General features: G+C 73.3%; 15 protein-coding genes. All 15 read right to left on the bottom strand.

Translation table 11 applies throughout. From position 1 onward, the window contains the following. Positions 1-29: 29 nt before the first annotated feature. The 15 genes from VGB24_RS04460 to VGB24_RS04530 are packed head-to-tail and all read right to left on the bottom strand — an operon-like array spanning position 30 to position 23388. Positions 30-2147 (bottom strand): ATP-binding protein, encoded by a 2118-nt coding sequence (locus tag VGB24_RS04460; RefSeq protein ID WP_331071758.1) that lies wholly within the window; start codon positions 2145-2147, stop codon positions 30-32. A 2-nt stretch (positions 2148-2149) separates the two neighbouring features. After that, on the bottom strand, positions 2150-4129 hold the full coding sequence (locus VGB24_RS04465; protein ID WP_331071759.1) for a hypothetical protein: 1980 nt from the start codon (positions 4127-4129) through the stop codon (positions 2150-2152). After that, positions 4126-5625, bottom strand: a complete 1500-nt coding sequence (locus VGB24_RS04470) for a hypothetical protein (RefSeq protein WP_331071760.1) — start codon at positions 5623-5625, stop codon at positions 4126-4128. The genes VGB24_RS04465 and VGB24_RS04470 overlap by 4 nt, the downstream gene beginning before the upstream one ends. A 13-nt stretch (positions 5626-5638) precedes the next feature. Next, positions 5639-8542 (bottom strand): hypothetical protein, encoded by a 2904-nt coding sequence (locus VGB24_RS04475; protein WP_331071761.1) that lies wholly within the window; start codon positions 8540-8542, stop codon positions 5639-5641. Continuing rightward, positions 8539-11559: a phage tail protein gene (locus VGB24_RS04480; RefSeq protein ID WP_331071762.1), complete on the bottom strand. Its 3021-nt coding sequence runs from the start codon at positions 11557-11559 to the stop codon at positions 8539-8541. Before VGB24_RS04480 ends, VGB24_RS04475 begins: the two co-directional genes overlap by 4 nt. A 10-nt stretch (positions 11560-11569) precedes the next feature. After that, entirely contained in the window at positions 11570-13900 is a 2331-nt protein-coding gene (locus VGB24_RS04485; protein ID WP_331071763.1) for a baseplate J/gp47 family protein, read from the bottom strand. A gap of 11 nt (positions 13901-13911) precedes the next feature. After that, positions 13912-14304, bottom strand: a complete 393-nt coding sequence (locus VGB24_RS04490; protein WP_331071764.1) for a GPW/gp25 family protein — start codon at positions 14302-14304, stop codon at positions 13912-13914. A 3-nt stretch (positions 14305-14307) separates the two neighbouring features. Continuing rightward, positions 14308-16050: a hypothetical protein gene (locus VGB24_RS04495; RefSeq protein WP_331071765.1), complete on the bottom strand. Its 1743-nt coding sequence runs from the start codon at positions 16048-16050 to the stop codon at positions 14308-14310. After that, on the bottom strand, positions 16047-16763 hold the full coding sequence (locus tag VGB24_RS04500; RefSeq protein ID WP_331071766.1) for a phage baseplate assembly protein V: 717 nt from the start codon (positions 16761-16763) through the stop codon (positions 16047-16049). The genes VGB24_RS04495 and VGB24_RS04500 overlap by 4 nt, the downstream gene beginning before the upstream one ends. Further along, entirely contained in the window at positions 16760-17848 is a 1089-nt protein-coding gene (locus VGB24_RS04505) for a phage late control D family protein (RefSeq protein WP_331071767.1), read from the bottom strand. Before VGB24_RS04505 ends, VGB24_RS04500 begins: the two co-directional genes overlap by 4 nt. 7 nt (positions 17849-17855) lie before the next feature. After that, positions 17856-18014, bottom strand: a complete 159-nt coding sequence (locus tag VGB24_RS04510) for a hypothetical protein (RefSeq protein ID WP_331071768.1) — start codon at positions 18012-18014, stop codon at positions 17856-17858. A 7-nt stretch (positions 18015-18021) separates the two neighbouring features. Then, positions 18022-18972, bottom strand: a complete 951-nt coding sequence (locus tag VGB24_RS04515; protein WP_331071769.1) for a hypothetical protein — start codon at positions 18970-18972, stop codon at positions 18022-18024. 13 nt (positions 18973-18985) lie between these two features. Next, positions 18986-19459: a phage tail protein gene (locus VGB24_RS04520; protein WP_331071770.1), complete on the bottom strand. Its 474-nt coding sequence runs from the start codon at positions 19457-19459 to the stop codon at positions 18986-18988. 1 nt (position 19460) lies between these two features. After that, positions 19461-22916 carry a hypothetical protein gene (locus tag VGB24_RS04525; protein WP_331071771.1) on the bottom strand — a complete coding sequence of 1152 codons (3456 nt, stop codon included), beginning with the start codon at positions 22914-22916 and terminating at the stop codon, positions 19461-19463. 13 nt (positions 22917-22929) lie between these two features. Next, entirely contained in the window at positions 22930-23388 is a 459-nt protein-coding gene (locus VGB24_RS04530; protein ID WP_331071772.1) for a phage tail protein, read from the bottom strand. Positions 23389-23405 lie beyond the last annotated feature (17 nt).

The raw sequence follows: 23405 nt of genomic DNA on the forward strand, positions 1-23405 counted from the left end.
GCGCGGGGGGCGCTCATGCCGGCCGCGGCTCAGCGGATGGCGCCGAGAAACGCCGCCATCGCCCCGCCGCGGTCGGCCGGCTCACCGCGCAGGCGGGGAAACGACGCGCCCGCCTTGCGGTACTCGGCCTCGATGGCGGCGCGCAGGTCTGCCTCGCGCAGCCGGCCGTCCGGGCGGCCCAGGGCCAGCAGCCCCGCGTGGACGGCGGCGTTGCGGATCTGGCCGCCCGCCAGCTCGTAGCGCGCGGCGGCGTCCTCCACCGCCTCGAACGGCACCAGGTGGTCCGGCGGCAGGTGAAGGTGCCACAGGTGCACCCGCTCCTCCACGTCGGGAACGTGAAAGCTGACCACCGCGTCCATCCGCCGCTGAAAGGCGCTGTCGATGGACCCCGGCGCGTTGGTGGTGACGATCAGGATGCCGCTGTACGTGTCCAGCCGCTGGAGCAGGTAGTTGGTTTCCAGGTTGGCCCAGCGGTCGTTGGCCGACTTCACCTCCGTGCGCTTGCCCATCAGCGAGTCGCCCTCGTCCAGCAGCAGCACCACGTCCAGGTCCTCGGCCCGGCCCAGCACGCGGCTGAGGTTCTTTTCCGTTTCGCCGATGTACTTGTTGACGATGCTGGCCAGGTCCACCCGGTACACGTCAAGCCCCAGCGCCGACGCCAGCACCCGCGCCGCCAGCGTCTTTCCCGTGCCGCTGGGGCCCTGGAAGAGCGCCCGCACGCCACGGTTCAGCCCGCCGGGAAACCCGTCCGACAGCGCCTCCAGCAGCCGCTCGCGGTGGCGGCAGCGGCGCTCCAGGTGGCCCAGCTCGTCCAGGGTGGATGCGTGGAGGACCAGCCGGTCCCACCCGCCGCCGTCGCCCAGGCGCTGGGCCAGGGTGTCCAGCTGCTGGCGGTTGATGGCCCGCGCCGCCGCCCGCACGTCGTCGGGGGTCACGGCGGGGCGCCGGTCCAGCGCCGCGTAGCCGCGGGCCAGCTCGGCGGTGCGGCGGATGTACCGCCCGCCCAGGGTCAGCGAGCGGGCCAGGTGCTCGCGCTGCGCGCCGCCGGCCAGTGGAAGGGCGCGCTCCCAGTGCAGCAGCCGCAGCGCGGGCGGGTCGGGCGGCAGGTTCAGGGTCAGCGCGTTTTCCGCGGCCGTGCCGCCCACGCCGCCGTCGTGCCCCGCGACCACGCCCAGCGGGCCGGAGTAGCCGCGCCAGTCGGGGGTGTCGAAGGTTTCGCCCGGCCCCAGGTCCGGCGCAAAGACGGGCACGGCGTGGGTCAGCGTGGCCAGCGGCCCCAGCACGCGGCTGACGTCCGTCCCCGCGCCGGCGTCGGGGCGCGCCTCCAGGATGCCGCGGCCCAGCGCGCCGGCCACGGCGCCCAGCACCTCCAGCCGCTCGCTCCCCGGCAGCCCGCGCACCACGACGACGCGCGCCTCGCCCGCAGCCAGCAGGACCGTCAATTCCACCAGCCGGGCGCGCACCTCGCCGTCGAGCACCATGCCGGAGAGCGGCATGAACGAGCCGGCCGGATAGTGGCGCACGCCGGGAAGGGGCTCGGACGGCGTTTCGCCGCGCAGCGCCGTCCACAGCGCGGCCGGCACCCTCATCTGCCACGCGGCGCGCGGGGCGTCGGGGTTGGCGATCTCCACCAGCCCCGCTTCCAGCAGCGGCCGGCAGAGCGTCCATCCATCCCCCGACAGCCCGGGCCGGGTGATCCGTACCACCTCGTGCACCAGCGCCACCGCGGGGCGGCGGCCGCCTCCGGGTGCCTGCGCGGCCTCGAACACGTCGCCGAAGCGGGCGTCCTCCTCGATCAGCCCCGCCATCACCAGCGCCAGCACGTGCTCGTCGCCGATGCCGCGCGCGGCGTCGCGCAGGGCCAGCAGCGGAAGCCAGGCACCCTCCGCGGCGGCCTCCCAGGCGGCGCGCAGGGCGCCCACGCCGGCGACCGCCTGGTCCCACGGCGCGTCCGGGTCCAAATGCGGCGCCAGCTCGGCCAGGTATCCCTCCAAAAAGGGATGCTCGGCCAGCGGCGCGGCGGGGTCCTGGCCCGAGGCGGCGGCGCGGGCGGAGGCGTACGCCACCACGCCCAGCACGGCCTCGTAGAACACGAGCCCCAGGTGGCCGCGGGCGTCGTGCGGAACGGAGGCGAAGGGCTCGCTCACGGTCAGGCGAAGTAGAAGGTGACCACGCGCGCCAGCTCCGGCACCCAGCCGGGGTTGGCGTCCAGCCCGGCAAGGCGAACGGGGAGCGTCACCTGGTCCACGGCCATGTGCACGTCCACGTGCGTGCGGGTGGCGTCGACGGTGCCCTCGCGGCGGAAGAGCGCCGTCTCCAGCCCCTCGTCCGGGTCCGCCCCGACCGCCCGCAGCGCCGCGCCGATTCGCGCGCGGACGACGGGGATGATGACGTCCAGGAACCGGCGCAGCTCCACCGGTCCTTCCATCCCCAGCAGGGGCGAGGGCTCCGGCGAGGGTGGCGCTCCGCCGAACAGCTCGATCCACGCGTCGGGAAGCCGGTCGATGGACACCGGCGGAAAGCCGGCGCCGGGAAGCTCCTCCGGGTCGCGCCCGTCCACTTCGGCCAGCAGCCGCCAGAGCGGGTCGTCCGCCAGCCCCGCCGCGTCCGGCCCCAGCAGCGCGCGGGCGGCCAGCTCCACCCATCCCCATCCGCCCACCACCGGCGCCACGCCGAAGTGCTCGTCCAGCAGGCGAAAGAAGTCCATCGACCGCAGCACGTTCACCAGGAAGAACACGCCGCACGCCCCGCTCGCCACGCGCGCCTCCTCCACCGGTGGCGAAAAGATGCGGACCTCCCACGGTTCCGCGTCTTGGGCCGCGAGTGGCGTCTCGTCCGTCCCACGGGGCGGCGTGGAATTGACCACTTTGACCACTATGTGCGCCGGCGGCCGGTCCGTCGTGTCCGCCGCCTCATCCGCTTCATCCAACGACGCGGACGGTCTCGGGTGATGGTGAGCGGCGGGTTCGGGGATCGCCCTCCCCCCCTCGCGCTCCTGCTGGGCGGCGGCGGTGGATGGAGGAGGGTCGATGGCGAGCGGATCGGCTCCGTGCGTTCGATCGTCCCTATCCGCCGCACGCCGCGCGGCCTCCGTCCCGGATGCGGACTCCGGCTCCGCCAACGACGTCCACGGGGGGATCGGTGCACGCGGGACCGAGAGGTCCACGCCGGTTCCGGTGGATGGGTCGGAGTCCGATCGGCGATCGGCGGGCGAGGGCCGGCCGGCCGCATCCGCGCGCCAGCGGACGAAGCGGGCGACGAAGGGCGTTCCGCGGGCGACGAGCGGCGCCCGGTGCAGCACCAGGCCGAGGCCGACGAGGGCCTCCTGCTCCGGCGCCAATCCGCGCGGCACGGCGTCGGCCGGCAGGAGCCCCGCCCACGCCGCGGGGGTGGATGAATGGACCCCCCGTGGACGCTCCAGCGGCGTGGCGGCGCGGGCGGGCAGCCCGTCGGCGCGACCGGGGAGCCCGTCGACGCGAGGAGGGGCAGGTGTGGGGACGGACGGCGCGCCGTGATCGTCGCCGGACGCGCGGAACGACGGATGGGCGGCGCCGGGGAGCGGCGCCGGCGGGGGCGCGGCGAGGAGGGCCGGCGCCTCGAACGCCAGGGCGACGGCGGCCAGGATGCGCGCCGCCTGCGCGGGGGGGAGCGCGGCCGCGACGCGGTCGGCGTCACCGGTGCCGGCCAGGTGCTCCAGCGCCGCGGGAACGTGACGGGCCTCGCGCGTCCAGAGCGCGGTGAGCGCCGCGACGGGCGCGCCGGGCAGCTCCTTCATCAGCGCCTTCCACCACCATTGGCCCACGTCGCCCGCGCAGGCGTCGCGGGCGAAGGCGGCGATCATTTCCGCCGTGTCGGCAAAGAGAACGGCGTTCGCGCCGGCGGGCACGGGGCCGCGGCCGGGACGGGCGGCGCCCCGCCAGCGGTCGGCCAGGGCCGCGCGGACGGCGCCCTCCCACTCGGCGGGGGCGCGCACGTCGTCCGGCCGCGGCGCGAGGCGGCCCGGAAGGGGATCGGCCAGGGAGCGCACCACGAGCACCGCGGCGGGCGGCAGGCCGGCCGGCTCCAGCGTGGCGGCCCGCAGCAGCCGCTGCACGCGAAGGCGCATCCCCGCCGGCGCCGCGGTGCTCACGTGATCGGTGCGAACTGCGAGGCCTGCTCGCGGTACGTGCGGAACATCAGGTACGGGGTTTCCTGCCCCTGCTCCCCGAAGTAGTAGAAGCGAAGCTCCGGCGCGTCGGTAAGCAGCGAGGGCACGTCCTGCAGCGCCTCGCCCACGAGCGGCGTCACCCACTCCGCGGGCGCCGTGGGGCCCCAGGGATAATCCGAAATCCCCTCGAAAAAGGTGAACGGCTCGAACCCCGTGCTCCCGCTGGCAGCCGCGGCGCCGGCTCCCATGCCGCCCGGCAGGACCGGCGGTCCCGTGCCGGTTCCCTTGATCATCCCCTGCTCCGTGGGAACGATCATCGTCTGGGTGGACTCCACGGCCATGATCCGCTCCTGCTGGCCGCCCGCCTGCACGGGGAGGATGCCCACTGGCGGCAGGTACACGAACCACTCGCGGGCGACCACCGTGTCCGGCTCCGCGACGGGGTTCTTGCCGAAGAACGTGGAGGCATGGTCGCGGAACTGGAGGAACATGGCGGCAGACTCGGAGCGGGGCAGGGCGCCGGTGGCGATGCCGAACACCGTCTGCCCGCCCTGTGCGCTGGGCATGCGGCGCACGGACCACATGTCCACGAACTCCAGCTGCCTGCGGCTGACGAACAGCACCGCCAGCGGCACGTCGCACGCCGACAGCTGGCCGGCCTGGCGCAGCGCGTCGATGGGCGTCAGCGGGCCCGGGCTGGCGCCGCCGACGGCCAGCGCGGCCACGCGCACGTCGTGGCGCCCCCATCCCATGCACCAGTAGGCCATGGCGCTGCGCAGCTTGCTGAGCCCCTTGGTCAGCCGCGGGGTGAGGCCGGGGTCGGTGGTGTCGTTGCGCCGCGCCTTTTCGACGTCGTTGTTCACCGCCGTCAGCAGGGTGGAAAGCGTGCCCGACAGCGGCACCTGGGGGGTGGGCGAGGGCAGGGGAATGGGCACCAGCGAGAACGAGGCGCCCTCCTGGGTGAAGCGGCTGCCGCACGCGGCGCCGGTGCCGTCGGAGGCGTAGTCCACCGCGGCAGCACGCTCGCGGCTGAACGCCGTGGCCGGCCGGGCGGAAAGGAGGTAGAACCCGGCGTTGGTCAGCGAGATCTCCGCGCTCGCCGGGGTGCACGCGGCGAACAGGCCGGCGGCCGCGTCTTCCGCGGCGGTGCCGGGGGTCAGCCGCAGCTCCACGGGCTGCGGGAGCGCCACCGGGTCGCCGTCCAGGTTGAAGGCCAGCCCCGGCGTGATCGACACGGTGGGTCCCGACACCACCAGCGTGTCCGCGCCGGAGGGGGGCGAGGAGAGCGTGGGGGTGCCCACCGTCACCTCCATTCCGCGCACCACGCCTTCGCCCAGGGCGCCGGCCAGGCCGCGGTGCCGGCCGCGGAGCGCGTCCTGTTCGCGCTTCAGGTCTTCGGCCGTCAGCACGCGGCCGTTGAAGAAGTGGGTGAGCCGCACCCCATCATCCACCACCGGCTCGAGCAGGTCCGTCGTCATCGCTCAGCTCCGGTTACTTGATGGGAAGGCTGATCTCGCCGCGCGGGTAGCGGCTGACTTCCACGTGAAGGTCGCTCCGGTCGTTCTTGGAGCCGAGCTGGATCCACTCCAGCTGAAAGCGGCCCGGCTCCGGGATGACCAGCGCGGCGACGCCCCCGGCCACCGTCGCCTTGACGATGTACTCCCACTCGGTGGTCTCATCCACCCGCTCGCGCATGGCTGGGATGCCCAGCTCGAACAGGCGGTTGTCGCCGAGGGAGCCGGCGTCGAACACGGCCAGCCCCCGGTAGCTGTGTTCCGCGTGCACCAGGCCCGACTCGTCGATGATCTTGTCCAGGATGAAGTGCCCGGCCCCGACCACCTGGTACGAGCCCCCCGTCCCGAAGCGGGTGTCCGGGTCCACGGCGTCCCACGACTTGCCGTTGAACACCAGCACCTGGCCCGCCTCGGTTCCCGGGGCCACGAGCTGGTTGTTGATGCCGGCCACCGTGGGGCTGGGGTACAGCCCCGTCAGGTCGCCCCCGGCGGAACCCGTGGGACTGCCCCCGCCGCCCGCCGCGGGCGCCTGGCTGATCCACGCCGCGCCGTTCCAGGTAAGGACGTGGCCCTTGTCGATCGTGGGCCGGGGCGCGGCCAGGTACGGCTGCCCCTTCAGGCTCTTGATCCGGGTGGCCGGATAGGTGTTGTCCAGGTCGCTTTCGGGCACGTACTCCACGGTGCCGGCCACCCACTGGCCCGCCGGTGCCGCCGCGGACGGGGCCTGGAACTTCAGGAACTGCCCGTTGGCCGCGGTGGCCGGCACGGGCTTTCCCTGCATGCGCTCCACCTTCAGGGCGCCGTACGGCCCGGTGACGTCGCCCGCCGCGGATCCCAGCACGGCCTGCGGGGTGTTGGGCGCCCACTCGGCGCCGTTGTACGCCAGCACCTGGTTGGTGACGGTGGGCTGGGTGGCCGAGACCGCCTTTCCCTGCAGCGCGCGGACGGTGAGTGCAGGGTAGGTCCCCGCGACGTCACCGGATGCAGCCGGCAGGGGGTCGGGCTTCCACTCCCGGCCCGTCCAGTGCAGGTACACGTCTCCGGCCGGGGCGACGGGGGAGATGGCGTGGCCACGCAGCGCGGTCACCCGGACGTCGTCGTACCGCCCCTCGAGGTCCGCGGGACGGGAAAACCGCAGCTCCGTGGGCGTCCACTCCGGCGACGCGGGCGGCGACCCCGTCCGGCGCCACTGCAGGAACTCCAGCTCCACCGGGTCGGTGGTCGACACCCGCTTTCCCTGCAGCCCCCGGACGAGGTTGTGCGGGTAGACGCCGGACAGGTCCTTGGTTCCCGCCGGCAGCGCGCGCGGCATCCAGGTGGTGCCGTTGGAGTACAGGTACTGGTCGTTCTGCGGCGTGGTGGGCGCCACGGGGAACTTCTGGATCTTGGCGACGATGGGGAGCAGGTACTCGCCGGCCAGGTCGCCCCCCTCGAGCTTGTTGTAGACGGTGTACGCCGGCAGCGTCCACACGTCGCGGTCCAGGTACTCGCCGCTTCCCTCGCGCAGGTCGTCGGCAAGGGAGCGCGGGGGCGAGCCGGCGACCATCACCTCCCTGGCGTCGAACCTCACCTCCACCACGTCGCCGTCGTTCATGTCGTGGGGATCGCTGGCCAGGTTCGGCAGGGCGACGCGCGACGCGGCCTTGCTGGCCACCGGCTCGGGAAAGACGATGTCCCACACGTTGCGGATGCCCGCGTCGATCACGCTGATCACCTCGCGCGGCACCTCGTTCACCCGCACCTCCACCGCGTTGGGCGAAAGCGCCAGCTGCCGTTCGTGGTGCACCCACGCGCGGATGCGGTGCGGCCCCAGCACCTGCAGCGTGGCGAACGAGTCCACGTCGGGCCGCCGCTCCACGCTGTTGGCCAGCAGCCACTCCTGCAGCAGCCGGGTGTGGAGCAGGTAGGGACGCGTGTCCTGGCGGACGACGATGGAGGGCAGCTCCTCGGAGGCGTGGGCCAGCCTCCCCCCCCCGGCGACGCGAAGGTCCACCTCGGCCAGCAGCACGCAGCATTCGCCGCAGGCGTTGGGGGTCTCTTCGCCCCGGATCACCGGGCGCACCTCGGTCACCCACACGCGAAAGGCCTCGCGCAGGATCTCGCGCGCCCTGCCCACGGGGAGCAGGATGGGGCTGTTGTCCGCCGCGGGGGGGCTGGCGATCACGTCCTCGCGGATGGCGCGGGGCAGGTCGCGCACCGCCGCCAGCAGCTCGGCCTCGCCGCCCACGGCCACCAGGGTGTCGGTGGTCTCCACCCGGCCGAGCAGCTGCCCGAAGGCCTGGACCCCCCGCTCCTCCGCCTGCGAGGTGCGGTACACCGTCAGCCCGGTGGACTCCGGCCCGGGAGGCGAGCCCACCGGAGGTACGCCCCAGGGCGCGTCGTCGCGCACGGCCAGCTTCAGCTCGAAGCCGTCGCGGATGCGCGAGGGCTGCATGGCGTCGTCCTGGCTGCGGCAGGGCTCGCCGGGAACGGGAACGGTGTCGGTGGGGCACTCGCGGTGGCACAGGATCACCGCCAGCGGAAGCGTCGTGCCCTCGCTTCCGAACAGGTGCTCCAGCGACTTCTGGTGCACGCGCAGCCAGCGCTCGAGCTTCACGCACATCAGGTCGGCGACGCAGATCTCGCGGCCGCAGGGGTCCACGGCCATCCCCGGCTCCACCTGGATCTCGGGCTCGGCGCCGCCCGGAACGGGGTTCACCCGCAGCCCCCACACGGTGCCGTAGCCGTGGAGCAGCCGGTTGTGCCCGCGCCGGCCCGCGGCGTGATACAGCTGGTCCTGCTGAAACTCGTCGACGCCCAGGACCAGGCCCAGCGTGTAGTTCACGCGCTTGGAGGCGTCGGTGCGAAGGGGCCCGGCGGCGGGCGATGCCTGTGAGATCATGTCCACCTCTGAAAGTTTTCTCGCGAGTGCGGGGAGGCGCCCGCCGGGTCCCGCCCGACGACCCGCCGCCCGCGAACGTTCCATGGCTCCGTCCACCCCAGGTGCGACCCGGCCAGCTCGCCGGAGGCCAGCACCAGCGAGGTGAACCGGCTTCCCTGGCCCAGCAGCGTGTCGGTGCCCAGCCGGGCCTCGCCCACGCGAAAGGCCGCCCAGTACAGGCGCGTGCTCACGATGGTGTGAGCGGGCTTTTCCAGCAGGGCAATGCGGTGCGCCAGCTCCAGCCGGCCGCGCTGCGCCTCCTGCCCGTCGCCCGGCGCCACGGGCACCAGCACCGAAAAGCGGTGCGCCCCCCGGCGCATGGGCACGACCACCGACACGAAGGTGGTCCAGTCCGCCAGCGCCGCCGTGTTGTCCGGCAGCTCCGCCGGGTACCCCACCTCGTCCCACGACGTGTATCCCTGCCCAGCCCCGCGCCCCCACGCGCGGGCCAGGTCGCCCGGCTGGCGGTGGCGGCGCGCCAGGAAGTCGCGCCACAGCGCCAGGTCGGCCGCGGCGTCGGGGACGGCCCAGGTGAAGCCCAGCCCCTCGCGCAGGAAGCGCGTCCAGTCGGCGGCCTTGCCCGCGCTGCCCGGCGTGGTGGGCGGAAGCTTCAGCCGCGTGTCGTCCAGCGACTCGTAGTCGGGGTCTTCCGGCGCCGCGGCGGCGAGCGTGACCTGGAAGGTGGCGCCCAGCACCGCCCTCACCCTGGCCGTCTTGGCCGCCAGCGCGGAATCGTTGGGGTTCACGGTCTCCAGCCCCCACGCCTTCTTCAGCGAGCTCACGTCGGCGTAGCGGCCGGCCAGCCACTCGCGCCAGCGGGCGTGAAGCGGCTCCGGCCCCTGCGCCGGGGTCCACTGCAGCGCCGTGGTGGTCGTCCCCGGGCCCGACAGGCCGCCCATGTCGCCGTAGGCCACGCCGGGGGCGTCGCGGGTAAGGAACTGCTCCACCACCCGCACGGTGAACCGCCGTCCCGGCCCGCCGTCGTTCGCCAGATCCCCGCCGCCGGCGCAGCCGCAGCCGCATCCCCCCGCGGAGGGGGTGGACGGAGCGGCGGCGGGCGCGCCAGCACCGTCGTCGAACAGGTGCGGGTCCAGGCACTCGTCCAGCGCCAGCCGCAGGGCGCGGATCATCCCCTCGCGGGTGCCCCGGCCGGCGAACATCTCCATGGCGTGGGCCAGGAAGAAGCGCTTCTTCTCCTCGCTCCACGCGGCGTCGACGGCGGCGCCCATCCATCCCGCCAGCCACTCCAGGAACTCCGGCGGCACGGTGCGCGTGTCGAACAGCACCTGCGCGGCGGCGATCCGCTCTTCCACGGCGGTGAAGGTGCCTTCGACGTTGGCCAGGTAGCGGTCCAGGAACCACGCGGAACCCGCGTCCTCGCGGTACACGGCGGGCAGGTACTCGCGCAGGTAGGAGAAGCGCGGATAGTAGGCGCGAAGGCCCCGCAGCCGGGGGGTGATGCGCCCGTTCCCCGTCAGCGTCACCCGCAGCTGCAGGTAGCGCCCGACCGCGTTCTGAAAGAGCAGCTCCCAGGTGCCCGCCTGTCCCTGCGGACCCGGGGGATAGGTGGAGCGGTAGGGAAGCTCGGGCCCGGCCGCGCGCAGGTAGGGGGCGGGCTCGCGGCTCCACTCCATGGACGCCAGCTCCCCCCGCGTTTCGGCCGCGCGGCTTTCCACCGTCACCGACGCCTCCGGCGGAATGCAGCCGTCCAGGAACAGCCGGTGCCACACGCACCCCGGCTCGCGCCCGTCGAAGGCGGCGGCCCCGCCGTCGTCCGCGCCCAGGGCGGGGAAGACCAGCTTCGCCTCGCGGCCGAAGGTGGGGCGCGGGTACTCCAGCAGCGACACCCAGCGCGTTCCGCTGTCGTAGTGGGCCTCGCCCCCGGCCACCACCAGCGCGCGGCCGCCGTGGCGGCGCATGGGAAAGAAGCGCGGGTCGAACTCCAGCCACGGCTCGTCGGCCGGGCCGGCGATGGTGAAGGCGAAGGCCTGGTTGCCGTCGGGTGAGGTGAGCAGCACCCGGCCCGACACCGCCTCGCGCGAGCACCCCGCCGCGGGGACGAAGGCGAACTCGTGCGCGTACGGCATCTCGTGGATCACCTCGGGGTGCGCGTACAGCAGCGGGGCCAGGGGATGCACCGACGTTTCGCCGCGCTGCAGGGTGAAGCGGTGGATCACCGGCCCCGTGCCGTCGCGCCCCAGGACCAGCGCGCTGCCGTCGCACAGCACCTCGACGGCGATGGGGTCCTGCACCGAGGCGATGGAAAGCGACGCCTGCAGGCGCACCGGGCCCTCGCGCGGCTCCCGCCGGGGCCGCTCCCCGCCGTCTTCCGGGGGGAGCGCCGGGGCGAAGTCCGGCTCGTCCGCCACGCGCGAGGGGTGCACCTGGCGGACGCGGAACAGCCGGTCCAGCGACCAGAGGCGGGCGTTGTCGCGGTCCAGCACCCACACGCCCCCGTCCGGCGCCGCGGCGATGTCCCAGGGCGCGAAGGGCACCCCGGCGGGCCAGCGCACCGCCAGCGGCTCGCCCCCCGCGGCCAGGTCGAACACCAGCAGCCCGTTCTCCTCCGGGGTGCCCGCCACCAGGTAGTGCTCGCCCGTCACCGCCAGCCCGTGGATCCGCGCGGGGGGCCGGGGCGGCGGGGGCGCGGCGGGGGCGAAGTCGCTCCCCGGCGCCGGCGCGCACGAAATCTCCCGGTGCGGCCAGAACACGGTGGGCTCGGTGTCGTGGCGGCCGCGGCTGGCGATGCCGCGCCCGTCGTCCGACACCCAGTACCAGTTGCCGTGGCGGTCGCGCCCGGCGCCGCGGCGGTCCTCCGTGCGGGGCGGGCTCTCGGCCCTGCGCGGGGGGAAGACGAAGGGGAGCCGCTCCAGCCCCACGCTGGCGGTGGCGTCGTCCCACTCCGCGCCGGCCACCGGCCGGGGAAGCCAGTCGCCGCGCCCCAGGAGCAGGTGAAAGCGGGTGCCGTTGACGTCCACGCGGGCCTCCTCAGCAGCTCCGCGGAATCACCGGCACCGGGCGCCGCTTGCGCGCGGCCCCGCCCGCACCGGTCCCCGTGCCCCCCGCTCCCGTTCCACCCGCGCCCGTTCCTCCCGCGCCCGTCCCGGCGCCGCCGGTGATGGCGTCCTTCAGGTCTTCCGGGTCTCCCGTGCGCACCGACAGGTGGTCCAGCCGGGGAAGCTGAAGGCCCGAGATGCCCAGCGTGCGGATTTCCGCCCCCGCCGCGTTCCACATCCGCACCCCGCGCACCCCGCGCACGCCGGACACGCCGGGCACCCGCGCCACCTGCGCCCACAGCTCGCGGTCTTCCACGGCGGTGTCCAGCAGCCACCCACGGGCGGCGGGCTCGTCGAACGCCGTCGCGCGGACGGGATGGCCCCCCTGCAGGGGAGACAGGAAGCGCCGCAGCGCCGCCTTCACCTCTTCGCGCACGGCCGCGATGTCGCTTCCCGCGATGGCGTCGAAGCCCACCGCCAGCGACACCGGCACGTACTCCGGCCCGCGCAGGTGCACCTCGGTGGTCACCAGGCGGCGCGGCTCCAGGTACCGGCAGACGGCCTGCAGGAAGAGGCGGTCGGGGACCGGCCCCTCGGGGCGCAGGGGATCGTTGGGGATCAGCAGCAGGGTGACCACCCCCGGCGCCGGCGAGCCGATGGAGGGGTGATAGCTGGGCAGCACCTCCATCCGGCCCAGGGAGATGCCGGGCGTCTGCGGGACGATCTCGCGGAAGTCCTCGGCCGAGACGGCGCGGTCCTGGTGCTTCAGGTGAAGGGGAATGCGGCGCTCGGCCTCGGCGACGCTCTCGCCGTCGTCGCCCCCCCAGGTGGGCACGGGGTTGGATGGACGGAACCCCGCGGGAAGCCGCGGCGCCGTCCGGATGCCGCCCACGCCCACGTTTCCCGCGCGGCCGCCGCCGTGCGCGTACGCCGCGACGATGGCCGCCCCCGGGGGCGGGCGCATTCCCGCGTAGCCGCTGCCGAACGTCACCTGCCCGCTTTCACGGTCGACGGCGAAGACGCGCGGGTCGCCCGCCGCGGGCGCGGGAGCGCCGGGGGGAAGCGAGGGGTCGCGCACCGGCACCTCGGGCGGGGCGGAAAGCAGGTCGTCCACCCGCGTCCACGCTTCGCCGCCCACCGCCAGCTGCACCGAGCCGGGGATCACGGGGGTGTTGGGAAGCACCAGCGACTGGTGCGGCTCGCCCGTTCCCGTGCCTACCCGCAGGGGGGCCACCGGCACGCGCTGCGAAACGCGGGCGGCGTTGGCGCCCACCCAGCTGAAGCGTGCCTCCCACCCCTTGGAGGCCGTTCCCCCGGCGTCGGAGGCGTCCAGGCGAATGCGGATCCAGCAGAGCACCCGGTTGGCCACCTTTTCGTCGTCCAGGGCGGGGGGAAGCTCGCCCACGCCCTCTTCCATGGGGTCCAGGTCGTTCCAGGCGCCGAAGCCGCCCGCCTCGGGAAGCGTCAGCTGCACCAGGGTAAGGTTCTCCAGCGCGTCGTCGTCCGCGGCGGCGTCCAGGCGGGCGTAGCGCGGGGTGTCGCCGCTGAACTCGCCGGTGGAAATGTCGAACGCCAGGGTGGGAAGCCGGCGCGGCGGCGCGCCGCCGGGGCGCATCACCCGCTGGCTCCCGTCCCACGCCGGGACGAAGCCCAGGGTGAGCGTCTTCCCCGCGATGGCCTTGCGCACCTTGTCGCGCGCGTTCTCCAGCTTCGCGTCGGCCGGGCGCACCAGCAGCGCCATCCACAGCGTGTTGTCGACCGCATCCTGGGTAAGGCTCACCGCGCCGATCCGCGCGCCGTTCAGCGGGGCCTCGAAGGGGGTCGTGCGGTAGAAGTCCAGCGTGGACGCGTCCTCTTCCGTGTCGCCGTACAATTGCTCGTACATCCGCTGCGCCGTGTCTTCGCTGGACCCGGCGGGAAGCGGCGCGCGGTAGAACACGCGCCCCTCCACCGGCAGCACGTCGAGCGCGTTGCCGGTGACGAAGCCCACCGGGCCGGCGAACAGCTGCAGCTCCGCGGGAAGGGTGACGGTTTCCAGCGGGCCGCGCTCGTTGTCGATGGACACCACCCCCACGGCGGCGGCCGCGGGGCGCAGCGGGATCCCCAGCAGGTCCAGGAACTTCAGCCGGTTGCGCTCGGGGATCAGGTTGGCGCGGTACAGCAGGCTGTCCGTCATGAAGGCGAACAGCTGGAGCAGGGTGACGCCCGGGTCGGCGTCGTTGAAGTTGGTCCACTCCGGGGTGTGCACCGGAATGCGGGCCAGCGCCTCGGCCAGGATCCGCGAGTAGTCGCGGTCGTCGATCTTGGGAACGATGAGCGGCATGGGATGGGCCTTCAGCTTGCGAGCTGCACGCGTACCGACACCTGTTCGGCGGCGCGGTTGGCGACCAGCTGGTAGCGAACGGTGGCAAGGGCGGCCTGCGGGTCGTCGGGGTCTTCCTCCACGCTCACGTCCTGCAGGGCGATGCGCGGCTCCCAGCGGCCCAGCGCCTCCTCGATGCGCTCCTGCACCCGCCTGCGCGTGCCCACCGTGTTGGGCTCGAAGAGGAACCGGCCCGCGCCCCCGCCGAACTCCGGGAGCTGAAGGCGCTCGCCGGCCTCGGTAAGGAGGATCACGCGGACGGCCTCGCGGATGTTCTCGGGCCCCTCCGAAACGGCCACCCGGCCGTCGGGCCCCAGGCGCATGGGGAACGAGATCCCCGATCCGAACACGGTGTCGCGCGGCATGGCTCAGCCCTTGGACTTCAGCGAGGGGACGGGGAAGCAGATCTTGAACAGCGGCAGCCACCAGAAGATGATGTTCAGCAGGCTGACGATGATCATCAGCAGGATCATCGCGCAGATGGTGATGATGGGAATGCTGAACGAGCAGATCACCGAAAAGTCCAGCCCGCTCTCGCCGGGGCCCGCCTTGCCGTCCATCAGGTCCTTCAGGTTGGCGGCGCGGCTCATCTGCTTGCGAAGCTGGTCGCTGAGCATGAAGGCCACGTTGCGGTCGTACTTGCGCAGGGTGGCGGGGCTGGTGTCTACCGGCAGGGCCACCCGCAGCTGCCGGGCGGGGGCGTCGGGCTCGAAGAACGACGCCAGCCGGAACCGTTCCGAGCGGTCGCTGACCAGCGGGGGCGACTTCTTTCCGCAATGGGGGCGCAGGTACACGCAGCGGATGGTGAACCAGTCGCTTCCCTGGGCGTTGGCGGGCGCCAGGGCGGGGAGCTGCGGCATGGCCCCCTGCGCCGGCACCTCGGCCAGGGCGTCGCGCACCAGGCGGGCGACGGGCCGGTCCAGCACGGTGCCGGTGGACTGGTCCCGCGTCAGCAGGGCCAGCAGCGACGCGAAGTCGGCGTTGGGCGTGTAGGCGTTTCCCGACGGGTCTTTCTCGGCGGGGCTGGGCTGGGCCGTGCCGGGGTCCGTCCACAGCACCGGCCGAAAGCCGGAGGGCACGGTCGGCGGGGTGCCGGTCGAGGGCAGGGTCAGCGCGTCGAAGTCGGCGCGGCGCTGCCAGGCCTGGCGCAGCGCCTCGGCCAGGGTCCACGAGCCCGCGGCCAGCTTGCTCCGGCTCCACATCCGCCGGTTGCGCAGGGTGTCGAACAGCGCCAGCCGCCCGCCGGCCAGCCCGGTTCCGCTCCCGCTCAGCACCGCCGCCCACACCGCGGGAAGCCAGCGCTCCAGGAACTCGGCGAAATCCACCAGCATCAACGCCGACGAGGCCTCGTTGGCCGCGATCTCGGCCTGCAGCTCCGGCCTGGGCGTCCGGGCGTTCAACTCCGTCCAGCGCTCCTGCATGCTCACCCAGGGATCGATCACGGCGCGCTGAAAGTCCACCAGCCGCGCCTCGTCCTCGGGCTTCGCCGGCTGCCCGGCGTCGCGCTCGCGCCCGCTGACGAACGCCTCGCGCCGCGACACGGGCACCAGCCCCGCGAACAGGCGGCGCTTGAGCACGCCCCCGTCGGAGAAGGTGGTGCCGAACATCGGCAGCTGTTCCTCGTGCGCAGCCAGCGCCGCGCCCGTGGCCTTCACCCACCCGGTGCTCCCGTCCGGCCGCGCCACCCAGGCCCACTCGCCCGTTTCCGTCTCCGCCTTCGTCGCGGGGTCCACGCTCACGGTGAGGCGGCGGACCACGAAGGCCACCACCTCGCCCTTCGCCACGTCCACCGTGTGCTCCGGGAGGCCGGGAACGCGGCAGGCCAGCGAGGCGGCCACCAGGTAGAAGCGGCCGTGCACGGGCTGGTACAGCCGCAGCGGCCCCTGTGAGGGCTTGGGCGCGGCGTCCATTCCCGCGGCGGGCTCGCGCCAGGTTTCCGGCCGGGCCACGAACCCGCGGAGCTGGCGGGGCTTTTCGGCCAGCGCCGCCTGGTACTGCGGGATGAAGTCGTCGCCCGCGAAGCGCAGCAGGGCGGGCGCGCGAAAGCCGGCGGGCTTGCCCACCAGGTCGTCCCACAGGGGAGAAGGCACCAGCCAGCGTACGTGGCTCACCAGATGTTCCCCGCGCCGGGAGTGTAGCTGGCGCTGACCACCGAGTTGGTGATCAGCGTGTCGCACTGCACCACGCCGCTGAACTGCGACATCCCCGCGCTCACCTTGACCATGGCGGCGCTCACCTCGACGTTGGCCCCCGCGGTGATGGACACCTTGGCGGCGGCGGTGATGGTGATGCCCGACGCCTCGAGCTTCACGGAGTTGCCGTTGCTGTCCATGATCTCCACCACGCCCGGCCCGTCCTTGAGCGTCACCTTCTGCCCGCCGGGGGTTTCCAGCACCATCTTCTCCTGCCCGTCGGTATCGTCCATCGTTACCTGCACCCCGGTGCGGCTGCGCAGCTTCTTCACGTGGTTCTGGCCGCCCCCGTCCATGGTCTCCGGCGGGGCGTCCTGCCCGTTCCACAGCGCGCCGACGACGCAGGGAAAGCGCGGGTCGCCACCGGCGAACACCACCAGCACCTCGTCGTTCACGTCGGGGATGAACCAGCTTCCGCGGTTGTTGCCCGCCATCAGGGTGGCCAGCCGCGCCCACGCCTCGTATTTGGCGCCCGCGTCCGGCGACCAGGGGAGCGACACCTTCACGCGGCCCTGGCCGTCCGGGTCCCTGATGTCGGTGACCAGGGCGGGGTAGGCGCCGTAGAACAGCCCGCCCCAGCCGCTCGGCGCGCGCGCGCCGGGAATCTCCAGCAGGGCGCCGCCGGCCGTCACGCCGCCCTCCCCAGCCCGGGGCGCTCCACCGAGAACGCGCTGCGGAAGCCGCTGGCGGCGTCGAAGGTGTGGCGCACGCGGGTGACGAAGTACTTGCCCTCGAAGAGCGGGCCCAGCTTCTTCAGCTCCACCTCCGCCCCGGCGCGCAGGCGGGCGTCGCCCTCGGCCACGCCGGTGCCGGCCACGAACTGCCGGGCGGCGCGGGCGTAGTGCGCCTCGGCCAGGGCGCGCGCCTCGTTCTCGTTCACCGGAAGCTCGTGCACCACCTGCTGCGGGCGCCGGCCCAGCGCGCTGGCCAGGATGTCGCTTCCCGCGTCGCCGCCGTTCAGCTCGGACTGCACCACGGACTTTCCGGCCTCGTGCTTCACCGCCTGCTTCCCCGAGACGTCCCACCCCGCCACGGTGAAGGCGGTGGCCTGGTGCGCCAGGTCGGCGGTCACGGCGAACTCGATCAGCGCCTCGCCGTAGGTGAGCGTCAGCGAGCCGGCTTCACGGCGGGTGCGGGGGCGGGCCCTCAGCTTGTCGCCCTCCATCCACAGCTCGGCCCCGGCGGCGCGGGCGCGGTCGCGCGCCAGCGCCAGGTCGCTCTGGTTCACCTGCGCCACCACGCGGTGCGTGGGGCCGGCGACGTCCACGTCGGCCGACAGCCCGTGCGACTGCGCCACCTGGCGGATCACGTCGGCGTCGCTGACGTCCTCGAAGGTCCGCGTGCGCCGCGTCATGCGCAGGTCCTGCAGCCGGTCTTCGGCCATCACCAGCAGCTCCGGGGGGCGGCTGCCGGCAAAGCGCCCCTCCATGGCGGTGATGCGCCCCTCGAACACGGTTCCCGCCCCGTCGCCCGCGCCCATCTCCACCTTCAGCTTCTTGCCGAAGTCCAGCTTGGCGCGGTCGAAGTACAGGAAGCCGATGGCCCCGTCCTTGGGCCCCCAGTTGGAAAAGGTGAGCTCGGCCCGGTACAGCCCGGCCGTCGTTTCCTCGACGAACAGGGCCAGCAGCTGCGTGGCGAGCGCGGGCTCTTCGTGCCCCTCCACGCTGATGCGGGGGCGCGAGGGATACAGGGCGGGTGCGGATCCGGCGTCGGGCATCGGTCTTTCAGTGGGCGAACAGGCGAAGCTCCTGGCGGGCGCGCCGCTCCAGCAGCTCGGCGATCTCGCGCGGTCCCAGCGCCGGGGGTCCGGCCGGGGCGGGCTGCTGCGAGCTTCCCTGGGGCTCGGAAACCACGACTTCCAGCTCGTTGATGACGACGGTCATTCCACGGTCAGCGCTTGGGCCCGGAGGGGCCGGTGAAGCGAAGCGAGGCCGCGGCGGAGAGCCCCGACGATCCCGACCCCGACCCCGCGACGGTGATGGAGCCGGACGACTGCGCGGAGGCGGAGACGCCGGCGGAGGCGGAGGCGCCCAGGGACGTCGCGCCGGTCAGCCCCAGCTTCTCGGCGCCGGAGCCCGACACCGATCCCGACACGTTCAGCAGGGCGCCGGGCGAAACCATGCGCGGGTTCTCGATGCCGTTGGCCACGGCCATCGCCTTCCAGTCGCCCACCCCCAGCCGCGCCGAGGCGCCCTGGATGGTGTCGCCCGCCTTCGCCATGGCCAGCGGCTGCGTTCCCGCCGCGGGGCCCGCGCCCGGCACGCCGCCTCCCCCCGGGCCTCCTCCTCCGCCGGGCGACGTTGTCCCCGGCGTTCCCGGCTTGCCGAACTCGAACGACATGTTCTGCTTGCTGAGCGACAGCTGCATCCCGGCCCGCAGCGGCTTTCCGGTCTCGGAAAACAGCTCCAGCGTCTCGTCCATCGAGTCGATGGTGCCCTTGAACAGGAAGCTCCCCCAGTGGAACTCCACCGCCGGGGGCAGCAGCCCCGTCTGCCCCTTCTGCGTGACCTTTTGCGGGGTCATGAAGTAGGCGATTTCCTTGGTCAGGTTGCGGACGTCGCCCTTGGGGTCTGCCTGGCCCTCGGCGATGGGAAGGGTGACGTCGAACCACAGCTCCAGTGAAAGCTTGGTGGTGCTCTGACCGACGAACTGCACCGCCCCGGCCGGCTGGCTTCCCCCCGCGTTCTGGTTGCTGAAGGTGAGCTTCAGCGACTGCGGGTTGAACTGCACGGTGACCTTCTTGGCCGTGCCGCCCGTGGCGTTCACCGCCTTCAGCTCGTTGTCGCTTCCCGGCCACATCTCGGTGAGGGTGGCCTTTTCCAGCTTTCCCGGTTGGGGCATGCGCGCGTCTCCGTTAGACCAGGACCAGCGATTCGTAGGCGACCTGCATCTCTTCGATGGCGATCTGCCCGTCCTTGGCGTTCAGCGCCGAGGCCTTGAGCTTGGTCGGCAGGCATCCGCCCAGGCGAAAGTGAAGCTGCTGCCTGCGGTCGGCCCCCAGCATCAGCACGTCCACCGTGCCGCGCGCGCCGGCGTTGTCGGCGGCGCTCACCCGCTCGAACCAGCGCCACAGGTCCATGTTGGCCGTCATCCCGCGCTTCAGGGTGAGCTGGCCGTAGCTGACGGGCCCCGCCATGTGCACCGGGCCCGAGTTGCGGCCGCCCTCGCGGATGGTCTTGGGCTCCATGCTCATCTCCAGCCCGTCGCACTCGCTGAATGCCGCATTGGCCAGCTTGCCCGACATCCCGGGCACCTGGATCTCCACCGCGAAGTTGAAGGCGGTGAACGGGTGCGCGGCGGGATCGGAAGGATCGAAGGCTCCGGGCACGTCAGCCCTCCTGCACGGTGAGGCCAGCGCCGGTCTGCACCAGGCGCACGGTCAGGAATGCCAGCGGGCGCGAGGGGGCCACGCGCAGCTCGATCACCAGCCGTCCCAGGTCCACGTTCTCGGGCGGGTTCACGGTGTCGTCCGTCACCACCCGGTATCCCTCCTGGTGCGTGGCGCCGGCAAAGGCGCCGCGGACGTACAGGTTGCCCAGGATGGCGTCGAACTGGCGCTGCACCATGCGGCGGAAGGAGGGGTCGTTTGGCTCGAAGACGTAGGTGTCGCCCTCGCGCAGGGCCAGGCGGCGCAGCAGGATCATCAGCCGCCGCACGCCCACGCCGCGCAGCTCGGCGTCGTCGGAAAGGGTCTCCTCGCTCCAGCTCATGAAGCCGCGGGGAAACGGCGCCACCGCGTTCACCCGCTTGCCCAGGAAGGCGGCGCGCACGTTCTCGGGGAGCCTGGGGTCCAGCAGCGCCACCCCGTCCAGCGGCTTGTTCGCCGGCGCGGCCCACGCCCCGTCCAGGTTGGCGCGCGAGGCCATCACCCCGCAGGTGGCGCCGTCCGGGGGAATGGCGCGCATGGGCGCGGCGGCCACGGGGGTCCTCACCACGGTCCACGGGTGGTACAGCGCCCCGAAGCTCAGGCTTCGCGTGGCCGTGTCGGCCGCTCCGCCGGTCAGCGCCGTGGTCAGGGCACCGACGTGGGCCAGCGCCTGCGCCTCGCGGAAGTGGCGGGGAAGGGCCAGCACCGAAAAGCAGTCCGACCGGGCGGCGCAAAAGCGCAGCATGGCCTGGTGGATGGCCAGCGCGGCTCCCTCGTGCGGCGGGCTGGCGTCTTCCGTGTGGGTGATGGTTTCCCAGCGCTTGCCCACGGGCGCCTCGTACTTTCGCACGGGCGACCAGGGGCTTTCTTCCCCGATGCAGGGGGGCGGATCGTGCGGACCCGCCTTCTCCCGCAGCCACGAGGCGGCGCGGAAGTACAGGGTGCCGGAAAGCGGCTTCCACATCTCCGCCTTCGTGCCGCTGCCCTCGTACACCTTCTGGGGGAGGGCGAACGCGGGATCGGGGGACGATTCCACCCGGAACACGCGGTCGAAGCGCTGGCGGGCCAGGCCGACGTCCGGAGCTTCGGGAGCCGCCCGCCAGGTGATGGACAGGCGCCCATCCGCGGCGGGGCCGGAGGTCGTCGGCTCGTCCAGCAGCGGCGCATCCAGCGCGACGGCCCCGCAGGGGTCGAACTCGCCTTCGGGCCGGTCCAGCCGCGCCGTGGCGGACCAGCCGCTCCGGCCGGCCCTGGTGCGGGCGCGCACGCGGAAGTACAGGCGGTCGGGGCAGGGGCGCGGGCGGACGATGATGGCCCTGGTTCCCACCCGGCCCGGCTGCGGCGTTTCCGTCGCGTGCACGCCGGAGCGAAAGCGCGGGTCCGGCGAGTCTTCCAGCGTGTATCCCAGCGCGCCGGGCACCGGGGTCCACTCGGCGTGGATGTGCCCTTCGGCGTCGGGCTGGGCGACGGCGATGATCGTGGGCGCCTCAGGGGCCGCGGGGGGCGCCTCTTCGTCGTTCAGCCGCCAGCCGGTGTGCACCGCGTCGGGAACGGCGAGCAGCGACACCTCTTCCACGGGCAGCAGCGCGTGCATCCGCACGGGTGGCCGCGGCGGCTGGGCGACGTAGGCGTTGTGGAACGCCTCGTCCAGCAGGCGCTCGGCCGGCAGCGCCGACAGCAGGGGATCCAGGAACAGGTCCGGCGAGAACGTCCCCACGCCGTCGCGCTCCAGCGGCGCCCTGCCCGAGGTGTAGGCGGCCTGGTAGAAGTCTTCGCGCGGGATGGAGGGCACGCCCAGCGGCAGGTACGCCTGGAACCCGCCGCCGCTGTCGTCGTCGTCTTCGCCGCCGGTCCCATGATCGTCGTTGCCGCCCTTCCTGCCTTTTTTCGGCGCGTTGGCGGCGTCGCGGGCCAGCAGCTGCATGGCCCCGTGCTCGGACGCGGCGAAGGTGCCGGAATCGACCGCGGCCAGCTGCATGCGGCGTACGGACAGGTCCGAGCCGGCCAGGTCGGTGGTGGACTCGGTGAGCTGCTGCGTGGGGGCGAACAGCACCTGGTCCGGCGGAAAGGCGCCCAGGAAGCGCGGATGGCCGGGCACCAGCCCCACGTCGGGAAGGCGCACCACGGTGCCGTCCGCGCGGCGCGACCACAGCTCGATCATCAGCAGCGCCGCGTCGTCGAAGCCCTCGCCGCCGATTTCCTTCCACGCCCTGGCATGGTGCAGCGTGCGCCACGCCTGGCGGACGACGACAATGGTTTCGTCCGCCTCGCGGATCACGTTGTCGACCAGGAGGAACGCGGTCGTCTCCTTGGGACCGCCGCCGTTGTTGCCGTCGTTCCCGCCGCCGTTGTTGCCGCCGCCCTGATTGCCGCCGCCCTGGTTGCCGCCGCCCTGGTTGCCGCCACCCTGATTCCCACCGCCCTGGTTGCCACCGCCCTGATTCCCACCGCCCTGATTGCCACCGCCCTGGTTGCCACCACCCTGGTTGCCACCGCCCTGGTTGCCACCGCCCTGGTTGCCACCGCCCGGTTTGGGCGAAGGCGCCATGTGGGCGATCACACCGCCGGGGGCGGGGGAGCCGAAGCCGTCCAGCCGCGCGCGGATCCAGCACCCGGGCTGAATGCCGCGCGCGGCCAGGGGATGCAGGCGGATCTGCAGGGAGCGCTCGGCGTCCGTAACGACCACCTTCCACTGGAGCGCGTCCAGCGGCACCTGGCGCGAGCCGGCGAGAAAGACGGCGTCGCCCGCGGAATCCAGCTCGTCCCAGGGAACCGGGCGGAACCAGTACGCGTGGGAGAAGTGGCGTGCCTTGGCGGCGGTGCGCTCCGCGGCGGGAATGTCGCGCGCGTCGGCGCCGGGGTGGGGAAGAAAGAAGGCGACGGTGCCGTCGTTCCACGCAAGCCGAAGCAGCGACGTGCTTTCCGGCGACAGGACCATCCCGTTCCTGTCGACCGTGACGGCCGACGGCGCGACGTGGGTGGCCACCAGCGCGGCGTTCAGCGAAATGCCGTCGGCCCAGCTGCCGGGGGACGAGGCGAGAAGGTACGCCGCGTCGATGGCGCGCCCGCGGCCGTGGAGCAGCCCGGGGATGCGGAAGACGGACGCTTCCAGCGTGGACTCGTCGGCCACGCGGACGATCCAGCAGCGGCGGCCCCCGTTGCGAAAGAACTCGCGGACGGCGGGGGCCAGGTGGGCGTAAGTCATCTCCCCGCGCGCCACGTCCCAGGCCAGCGGCAGGTCCGGGCCGAACAGCTCGCGAAAGCGCACCTCGTCGTCCACGGCCACCGGCACCCCCACCGGCCCCGCGCTGGCGAAGCCGACGAAAGCGGCGACGTCCATGCGGGGCAGGTCGGGGGGCGACGGCGGCCGCGCGGTTTCGAACCGCAGGCCGGGAAGGCGCGGGGCGGAGGTGGCCACGGGAGGTGGACGGCTACTCGAGGTCGATGCGCTCGCTGGCCAGCACCAGCTCCTCGATGGCCACGTCGGTGCCCTTGCCCGAAAGCGAGGGGCCCGTGTACTTGGTGGGCCGCGCGTTGGTGAGCTTCCACGACTGCACGGTGGAGGCGTGGTCCTCGCTCTGCAGCTCGATGGTCACCGTCCGCAGCGCCGTCTGGCTGCCGCCGCGCACCTGGTTGATCCACTCGTACAGCGTGGTCAGGTCACCGATCACGCCGCGCTTCAGGGTGATGTCGGGCACCTTGTAGGTGCCGGTCACCTTCATGGGCGCGTTGTCCTTGAAGTTGCCGGCCCGGTACTCGGAAACGGTGATCTCCATGCCCAGCCCCGACACCTCCTGGAACGCGGCCTTGGTGCTGGCGGCGTCGGGGCCGTTCTCGATCACCACCCGAAAGTTGAACTGGCCGTACGGCCGCTCGCGCTCGACAGCCATGTGATGCCTCCTAACGA

The organism is Longimicrobium sp., assembly GCF_036399935.1.
GTDB lineage: Bacteria > Gemmatimonadota > Gemmatimonadetes > Longimicrobiales > Longimicrobiaceae > Longimicrobium.